This window comes from Luteimonas sp. RIT-PG2_3 (assembly GCF_054902115.1).
Genome location: NZ_JBUBPF010000005.1, coordinates 435,615 through 443,625, shown reverse-complemented (window position 1 = coordinate 443,625; position 8,011 = coordinate 435,615). Strand labels below are relative to the sequence as shown.

Genomic DNA, 8,011 nt, shown 5'->3' with positions numbered 1-8,011 from the left:
GGGGGCGGGGGCGCGACGATCGTCGAACGCAGGTACCAGTTCTCCGCCGTGCCGTCGCTGATGCCGCCCTTGAACAGGAAGTACTCGAAGGCGCCCGCTGCGACCGGCGACATCAACGCGAACGCATTGCCCGTGGAGGTGGCGCCCTGCAGCGATTCGACGACCAGGATGCCGTCGAGGACGGTCTGTCCGCCGCTGCCGCCGAGATTGAGGATGCCCAGGCCGGTCGTGCCGCTGGCGTTGCCGCCGGCGATGACCAGCCGGTCGGACGCCGAATCGTCCGCGCCCAGCTCCGTCTGCAGGTACAGCGCGGCGTTCTGTCCGATGTAGTTGCCGACGATGGTGAAGGTGTCGGTCGCGCCGGAGGTGCCATTGCTCAGGTCGATGCGCCCGGCGTTGGTGAACGTGACCCATTGCCCGGCATTGAACGGAGTGACGGCGGCCTGCGCGCCGGCGCCTGCGAACAGCGTGCTGCTGGCATCGAGCTCCAGCGTGCCGGTGCCGGTGCCCGCATCGCCGAGCACGAGGTCGCCATCGAAGGTCAGTTCGGTATCGTCGCGTGCAACGACCGACTCCCAGTTGCGGAAGCGCGCGATGTTGTCGGTGGTGACGTTGTCGAAGGACAGGGCATCGATGCCCGCGCCGCCGTCGACCAGCGGCGTTGCGCCCAGGTGCGACTGGTTGAGGCTGGACAGCGTCGCGATGTCGGTGCCTTCGCCCAGGTCGATGGCACCGTAGACGACGCCACCGCCGTTCCACGCGAAGAGGTCGTCGCCGAAGCTGAGCCGGATTTCGCCGCGCACCGTACCGCCGGCGACAGTGACCGCGTCGTTGCCTCCGCTGACGCTGATGTTGCCGCCGATGTAGCCGTCGGACAGGCGGATGATGTCGCGGCCGAAGCCGGTGACCAGGTTGCCGTCGATGGTGCCGCCCGACATGTCGAAGGTGTTGTCGTCCAGTTTCATGTTGACGCGGCCGATGCGTCCGCCGGTCATCACGGCATAGTCGCCGTCGTCGAAGGCGCCGACGATGCGCCCGCCCGTCATCAGGAAGGTGTCCAGCGCATCGCCCTGCAGCAATGCACCGATTTCGCCGCCGGACATGAAGAAATCGTCGATGCCCGCGCCCTGCTGGATCGTGCCGTTGACGGTGCCGCCGAGGATGCGGGCCGAGTCCATGCCATCGCCCTGGTCGACCGCGCCCATCGTGCCCGCGCTGACGACCAGGCTGTCGTTGCCGGCGCCCTGGCTGACCGTTCCGGTGAGCTGCCCACCCTGCATGTCGAGGCGGTCGTTGCCGGCGCCGGATGCGACCGCCTGCGTTGCGCCGCGGATGCTGCCGCGATTGATCAGCGTGGTGTCCGCGCTGCCGGTGAACGACACCCCGATGCCGGAGACCGAGAAGATGCTGCCCTCATTGCTCAGCACCCCTCCCGAATCGCTGAGCACGCCCACCGAACCGCTGCCTTCGACACGCAGGCTGCCGGTATTGAGTAGCGTAAATCCGCTCCCGCCCTGCGCACGGATGCCTGCCGAGCCCGCGCCGGTCGTCGTGATGCTGCCGGCATTGACCAGGGTGTTGCCGGTGCCGCCCGCGGACAGCAGGCCGTTGGCATTGCTGCCGCTGGTCGCGATGGTGGCGCCGGCGGCATTGGTCAGTGTGTTGTTGCTGCCGTTGACCTGGATGCCGTCTGCGGTCGCGCCAGCAGTTGTCAGGCTGCCGCGATTGAGCAGGGTATTGCCGTTGCCATCGGCGAACAGCGCATCCCAACTGTTGCCTGCAAGCAGGGTAATGGTGCCGGCGTTGTCGACGCGGCTGTCCGAACGCAGATGCACGCCCGGACCGGTCGCCACGTCCAGCAGGGTGCCGCTGGCGATATCGACGCCGACACCGCTGCTACCGGGCTGTGCGACGACGCCCTGCGTGGAGGGATTGGGCGCGGCCGGCGTGCAGGTGACGCTTTCGCCGGTGTCGGGCGTGGTCGAGCTGCAGTCCGCGAATGCCGTACCGGGCAGCGACAGTGCCAGTCCCAGTGCCGCGAACAGCGGCGAGCGCCGGCCGATCACGGGGCTGCGCCCGAGCAGGCGACAGCGGGTGCAGTCGTAGAACAGCCTGGCGTGGAAGAGCATGCCGCTGAAAGGCACGCTGCTGAAAATCGTGATGCTGAGAAGAATGTAGCGCGTCTGGTTGCCATGCTGCCGCCTCTCGCAAGAAGAAGGTCGCCGGGTAAGCCGTCAGTGCGCATCGCGCGCGCAACGCTGGCTAATGTCCCCGACGCACAGGTGAAGACTTCGTGATTTCACGCGGAGGCCATCGACATCGACGCGCCTTCACGCGTCGCCGCTTCCGGTTGCCAGCAACGAGGTATGACGTACGTCACGCATTGGCATCGCAGTGCGCCATGCATCGCGGAAGCGTCACATCGACACCCGGCATCTCGCGGGGCCTGCCTGCATGGCGATGGCCGCCGCAATCGACCGATGCTCCGTGCCGCAGTAATCTGTCTGCGCAGAGGCGCACCGGAGGCTGTCGATCAGCGCGGCGGCACCTGCGCTGCCAGGGGCTTTTTTCCTCCGCCATCCATCCGCCGGGACGCCAACGTCATGATCCGCTTTGCCTGTGCCTGCCTGCTGTTGCTGGGCCTGCTGCCGATCCCCGGTCTTGCCGCGCCGTTCTGGGGCGCCAAGGTGTCGAGTCCCGCAGACACGCCGCCTGCGGCGCTGCACCCGGGCGAGTGGATCTGGGGCGGCGACGCCAAGGCGCTGGGGCCGATGGCGGTGGTTGTCAGCCTGACCGAGCAACGCGCGTACGCCTATCGCAACGGATTGCTGATCGGCGTGTCGACCGTGAGCACGGGCAAGCCCGGGCACGAGACGCCCACCGGCGTGTTCACCATTCTGCAGAAGGACAAGGATCACCACTCCAGCAAGTACAACGACGCGCCGATGCCCTACCAGGAACGCCTGACCTGGGATGGTGTCGCGCTGCATGCCGGCGGGCTGCCGGGCTATCCCGAATCCCACGGTTGCGTACACCTGCCGTCGGAGTTCGCGCGGCTGCTGTTCGATGCCACCAACATGGGCATGGTCGTGGTGATCGCGAAGGAAGGCACCTCGCCCTCGGTGCTGGTGCATCCGGCGGTCGCGAGCCCGATCGATCCGGCGACCGGTGCCGTCGATACGGACGCCTTGCTCGCTGCGGGCGAGGCCTTCCGATGGGAGCCGCAGAAGGCACCCACCGGTCCGATCTCGATGGTCATGAGTACGATCGACCGGCGCCTGTTCGTGTTCCGCAACGGCATCGAGGTCGGTCGCGCCCGCATCGATTTCCGCAATGGACCGGTTCCGCAGGGCACGCATGCCTACATGGTGTCGGCGAGCCGCGGGGCCGACCAGGCGCCTGCCTGGATCAGGATCGGCATCCCCGGGCACGAGCAGGAGGCCGGCCTCAGCGTGACGCCGCAAGAGGCCGCGCGGCTGGAGGTGCCGCAGGCCTTCGTGAGCCTCGTCACGCCCTTGCTGCAGCCCGGGGTAGTGCTGCTGCAGACCGATCAGCATGTGCTTGCGGAGACCACCGGTGCCCAGTTGCAGGTGCTGAACTCGGACCCGCCCGCCCTCTAGCGTACTGGCGTCGCAGCGGCCCATGCGTGACCGCAGCGAGGCTTTGCATCCGTTCTTCACGGCAATGGGGGCAGGGTCGCACAGGGGCAGGGGAGCCTTGGATCGCGGCCGGGTCCAGGCTGCGACGCAAGGCTTGGACAGGCGCCCGTTCTCGACTCCATCCACTTCCCGCCCCATCCACATGGAGGCTTCGCCATGAAACCGCATCCGATCATCGTGTCCGCATGGTCCCTGGCGGCTGCCCTCGCACTGATGTCGCCTGCACGCGCCGAGCCCGATGCGCTCCAGGCGCATGAGGCGCATGCGCAGGCGGCCGACAGGACCGATTTCGATCTCATCTGCACCGGTGTCGGCGAACATCTGTCGGCCCACAGCACCTACGGTTACGAATGGGATCAGAAGCAGCACAAGTACGTGCAGCAGTCGGGCTATGCGTACAGCCGCGAACAGATGGAAGCCGACGTGCAGGTGGAGATCCACGACGGCGCGGGCAGTATCCGTCCGGCAAAGCGCATGGTGCCTCCGATTTCGAGTGGCGGGAGCAACGGCTGGTGGCCCTTGCATGACCTGAGGATCACGCCCGATCGCATACAGGCCTCCTACAAGTTCAATGGACTCAACGCGCCGACCGTGGACATCGACCGCCGCAGCGGCCACATCCGCGTCCAGGGCCTGGAGAAGTTCGAGGGAAGCTGCACGGCCGTGGAGCCGGACCGGAACCGCTTCTGAGCGACATCTGTCGGGTTGAACCCGTTCGCCACGGCCCGACTTTCCGGGCGTGGCGATGGACATCCGGCGGCCGTCGTCACCGCGCTTCAGCGCTGTCGGGCGCACCGGGGATGCGACGGATGACGTCCTCGTAGGGCGCCAGGTCGAGGAATGCAGTGACTTCGACCGCCTGGCCGCCCTGCATGCGGAAGATCCAGGCGTAGTCGTTCCGATAGCGTTGACCGTCGCGGGCCACCGCCTCTCCGGTCCAGTGGATGATGACGTGGTCGCCGTCCGCCCAGACCTGCGTGGCGATCGGGCGCAGCGGCGTCCGCAGGCGACTGACGAAGGGCTGTACCGCGCGCGTATTGAAATCGTCGAGCCCGCGATACACGCCTGCGGTCGTGCCGGAACCCGCGATCGTCCAGACGACGTCGGGCGACAGCAGCTTGCCGAAGACGTCGGAACCTCCGCCGGCCCAGCGATCGAAGGCTTCGCTGACCCGTTGTTTGTTGTACAGGGGCTGTGCATCGGTGTCGGACGCGATCGCGATGGACATCCACGGCGCGCAGGCGAGGGAGGTCGCGCCGATCAGCAAACCCATCGTCCAGGCTTGGAAGCGGGTGGTCATGCGCTAACTCCGCCCGGTCAGCGTGGACGTGCCGAAGATCAGTTGCTGCGCCATTGGCCGGCCGATGAAGCGGGCCGGGAAGATCGGCGCGGGCGCGCTGGCCTGGTCCAGTCGGGCCAACTGGTCTTCGCTGAGCACCACGCTGACCGCGTCCAGGTTGTCTTCGGCCTGCTGCAGCGTGCGTGCACCGATGATCGGCGAAACGACCGCGGGGTTGGCCAGCGTCCAGGCGATCGCAACCTGCGAACGCGAGACGCCCAGTTCGTCCGCCACCACGCCAACGACCTCGGCGATCTGCAACGAGCGCCGGTTCAGATGTCCCGTCGATGCGATCACGCCCCTGCGGTTGCTCGCGACGTCGGCGCCGTTGTCGTCGGACAGGTCCGCAGCGCCGTATTTGCCGGTCAGGATGCCGCCACCCAATGGCGACCACGGCAGTACGCCCAGGCCCAGGGCCTGCGCCATCGGCAGCAGTTCATGCTCGACGGTGCGCTCGACCAGACTGTATTCGATCTGCAGTGCAACCAGTGGCGACCAGCTGCGCAGGTCCGCAAGCGTCTGCAACTCGGCGACGCGCCAGGCCGGCGTGTTGCAGATCCCGAGGTAAAGGATCTTGCCGGCACGCACCAGGTCGTCGAGCGCGCGCATGATTTCATCGGGCCGGGTGGTGAAGTCCCAGGCGTGGACGTACATCAGGTCGATGCGATCGGTCCCAAGCTGGCGCAGGCTGGTCTCCAGCGAGCGCACCAGGTTGAAGCGGTGGTTGCCGCCCGAATTGATGTTGGACGCATCGCGCGCCATCGTGAATTTTGTGGCCAGCACCACTCGGTCGCGCCTGGATTTCACCAGGCCGCCGAGGATCCGCTCGGAGGCGCCGTTGGTGTAGTTGACCGAGGTGTCGATGAAGTTGCCGCCGCGATCCACGTAGGCATCGAAGATGCGCCGCGCTTCCGCTTCATCGGCACCCCAGCCCCAGTCGGAACCGAAGGTCATCGTGCCGAGCGACAGCGGCGAGACCCGGAGGCCGGAGCGGCCGAGCAGCCGGTAATGGTCGAGCGAAGTTGCGAAGCTCATGATCGCCTTCTCCAGGTGTGTGAGGTGTGCGAAGGAAGTGGCGGCAACGGGATCTGCTGGCGCGGACCTGCGCGCGGATGCCTGTTGCCTGTGCTGGCGAAGGCGTCCCTTGGCCTGTGTCCATTCTTCCGATCCCGGCCGGCACCCGATAGGCATGTTCTCCGGAATGCTTGCATGATCGTCCGGAGGCGTCGGATGATGCCCCTCCGATACGTGATTCGATGGGATCAGACCCCATGCGCCAGCTCGCGTTGTTCCGCGACGCCCTCGCACGGCATACACCGACGGACGGCACCTTCGATTGCGCGCTCCCCGGCGTAAAGCTGATCCGGTGTTCGACGCCGACGATGCCGATGCCGGTGATCTACGAGCCCACGGCCTGCTTCGTCGCCCAAGGCCGCAAGCGCGCCACGCTGGGCAGCAGCGTGTTCCACTACGATCCGAGCCGTTATCTGGTCGCGTCCGTGGGACTGCCCGTCATGGGCGCGGTCATCGAGGCAAGTGCAGCGCAGCCCTACCTGAGCCTGCAGCTCGATCTCGATGCCACGCAACTGGTCGACCTGGCCTTGAAGCATCCGCGCCGTGCCGACGCGCATGCGATGTCGACGGGGCTGAGCCTCAACACCATGACGCCGGCCCTGCTGGATGCGGCGACACGGCTGCTGGCCTTGCTGGATGCGCCGGAGGACCTGGACGCGCTGGCGTCGCTGGCCATGCGCGAGATCCTGTATCGGCTGCTGACGGGGCCCAATGGCGCAAGCATCCACGCGATGGCGCAGGCCGACAGCCGGCACGGCCAGATCGCACGGTCGATCCTGTGGATCAGGGCGAACTTCAGGGACGCCTGCCGGATCGACGACATCGCCAGTATCGCCGGCATGAGTCGTTCGACGTTCCATGCGCACTTCAAGGCGGTCACCGCGATGAGCCCGCTCGCGTTCCGGACCCAGCTGAGGATGCAGGAAGCACGCCGGCTGATGGTCAGCGACGGCCTGGACGCGGCCAATGCGGGATACACGGTGGGCTACGACAGCCCGTCGCAGTTCAGTCGCGAATACAGCCGGCTTTTCGGCGAGTCACCGCAGCGCGATGTGAAACGCATGCGGACGTCCTGAGCATTCGATGCTTGCTCCCTTGTCGATCACTGCCCGACACATCCAAGCAACTCCAGTACAAGCCCGCCCACCCAATGACGGCTTCGTCCGCAGCGCTTCAACCGCCCGGCGGAGCGACTGCACGGAAGTGACCAGAATCCAATCTGGTTAGTCAACGCCGCGAAAGAAGCGCTAAGCTAGCCCCATGTCAACGAAAACTGCCCCTTCCCCACCGCTGCGCGGGCCTGCGGACCATGATGTGCGGACACAGATCGTGCTGGCTGCGACCGAGCATTTCCGGCACTTCGGCTACGACAAGACCACGGTGTCGGACCTGGCGAAATCCATCGGCTTCTCGAAGGCGTACATCTACAAGTTCTTCGCGTCCAAGCAGGCGATTGGCGAGGTCATCTGCGGCAATTGTCTTGCGCAGATCGAAGGTGAGGTCTTGGCCGCGCTGGAAGGTGCTGGCGGGGCGTCGGAGAAGCTTCGCCGTTTGTTCAGATCGATCATGGATGCCAGTTTCCGCCTTTTTTTCCAGGATCGAAGGCTGTACGAAATCGCCGCGGCCGCCGCCACCGAACGTTGGGGAAGCGCGACGGCATATGAAACGCGTATCCGTCAACTGGTCTCCCGCATCCTCCAGGAGGGGCGCGACGCGGGGGAGTTCGAGCGCAGGACGCCGCTCGATGAAGCCGAGGCCGCGACCTACCTGGTGCTGCGCCCGTACATCAATCCCGTCATCCTCCAGCACCTCGCCGGCGACCCGAAACAGGCCTCAGCCATGTTGTCCAATCTGGTCCTGAGAAGCCTGTCGCCTTGAGGATGTGACCGTTGACATGATTGGTCACTAGTAACATCATGCCGCCGGATCATTTCATTCC

General features: G+C 66.3%; 6 protein-coding genes and 1 pseudogene. 4 read left to right on the top strand and 3 right to left on the bottom strand.

Translation table 11 applies throughout. From position 1 onward, the window contains the following. A pseudogene (locus tag ACYX7E_RS11130) lies at positions 1–2,129 on the bottom strand (hypothetical protein); the annotation flags it as partial. Between the two features lie 474 nt (positions 2,130–2,603). On the opposite strand from ACYX7E_RS11130, the gene ACYX7E_RS11125 reads away from it, so the two are divergent. Together ACYX7E_RS11125 and ACYX7E_RS11120 are read left to right on the top strand one after the other, a co-directional pair. After that, complete coding sequence (locus ACYX7E_RS11125) at positions 2,604–3,620, top strand: L,D-transpeptidase (protein ID WP_462080629.1); 1,017 nt, start codon at positions 2,604–2,606, stop codon at positions 3,618–3,620. Between the two features lie 195 nt (positions 3,621–3,815). Then, positions 3,816–4,349, top strand: a complete 534-nt coding sequence (locus ACYX7E_RS11120; RefSeq protein WP_462080628.1) for a hypothetical protein — start codon at positions 3,816–3,818, stop codon at positions 4,347–4,349. A 76-nt stretch (positions 4,350–4,425) separates the two neighbouring features. Here the strand turns inward: ACYX7E_RS11120 and ACYX7E_RS11115 are convergent, their stop codons facing one another. Together ACYX7E_RS11115 and ACYX7E_RS11110 are read right to left on the bottom strand one after the other, a co-directional pair. Continuing rightward, positions 4,426–4,959, bottom strand: a complete 534-nt coding sequence (locus tag ACYX7E_RS11115) for a nuclear transport factor 2 family protein (RefSeq protein ID WP_462080627.1) — start codon at positions 4,957–4,959, stop codon at positions 4,426–4,428. Between the two features lie 3 nt (positions 4,960–4,962). Then, positions 4,963–6,033, bottom strand: coding sequence for an aldo/keto reductase (locus ACYX7E_RS11110; protein WP_462080626.1), 1,071 nt, complete (start codon positions 6,031–6,033; stop codon positions 4,963–4,965). Positions 6,034–6,269: 236 nt separating this feature from the next. Between ACYX7E_RS11110 and ACYX7E_RS11105 the strand changes: the two genes are divergently transcribed. Both ACYX7E_RS11105 and ACYX7E_RS11100 read left to right on the top strand, forming a co-directional pair. Next, positions 6,270–7,148 carry an AraC family transcriptional regulator gene (locus ACYX7E_RS11105; protein ID WP_462080650.1) on the top strand — a complete coding sequence of 293 codons (879 nt, stop codon included), beginning with the start codon at positions 6,270–6,272 and terminating at the stop codon, positions 7,146–7,148. A 184-nt stretch (positions 7,149–7,332) separates the two neighbouring features. Then, positions 7,333–7,950, top strand: coding sequence for a TetR/AcrR family transcriptional regulator (locus ACYX7E_RS11100; RefSeq protein ID WP_462080625.1), 618 nt, complete (start codon positions 7,333–7,335; stop codon positions 7,948–7,950). The last annotated feature ends 61 nt before the right edge of the window (positions 7,951–8,011 follow it).

Bases quoted from the DNA above. Each gene is read 5' to 3' on its own strand.
- ACYX7E_RS11120 (WP_462080628.1), top strand. From the start codon at position 3,816: ATGAAACCGCATCCGATCATCGTGTCCGCATGGTCCCTGGCGGCTGCC.
- ACYX7E_RS11110 (WP_462080626.1), bottom strand. From the start codon at position 6,033: ATGAGCTTCGCAACTTCGCTCGACCATTACCGGCTGCTCGGCCGCTCC.
- ACYX7E_RS11115 (WP_462080627.1), bottom strand. From the start codon at position 4,959: ATGACCACCCGCTTCCAAGCCTGGACGATGGGTTTGCTGATCGGCGCG.
- ACYX7E_RS11125 (WP_462080629.1), top strand. From the start codon at position 2,604: ATGATCCGCTTTGCCTGTGCCTGCCTGCTGTTGCTGGGCCTGCTGCCG.
- ACYX7E_RS11100 (WP_462080625.1), top strand. From the start codon at position 7,333: ATGTCAACGAAAACTGCCCCTTCCCCACCGCTGCGCGGGCCTGCGGAC.
- ACYX7E_RS11105 (WP_462080650.1), top strand. From the start codon at position 6,270: ATGCGCCAGCTCGCGTTGTTCCGCGACGCCCTCGCACGGCATACACCG.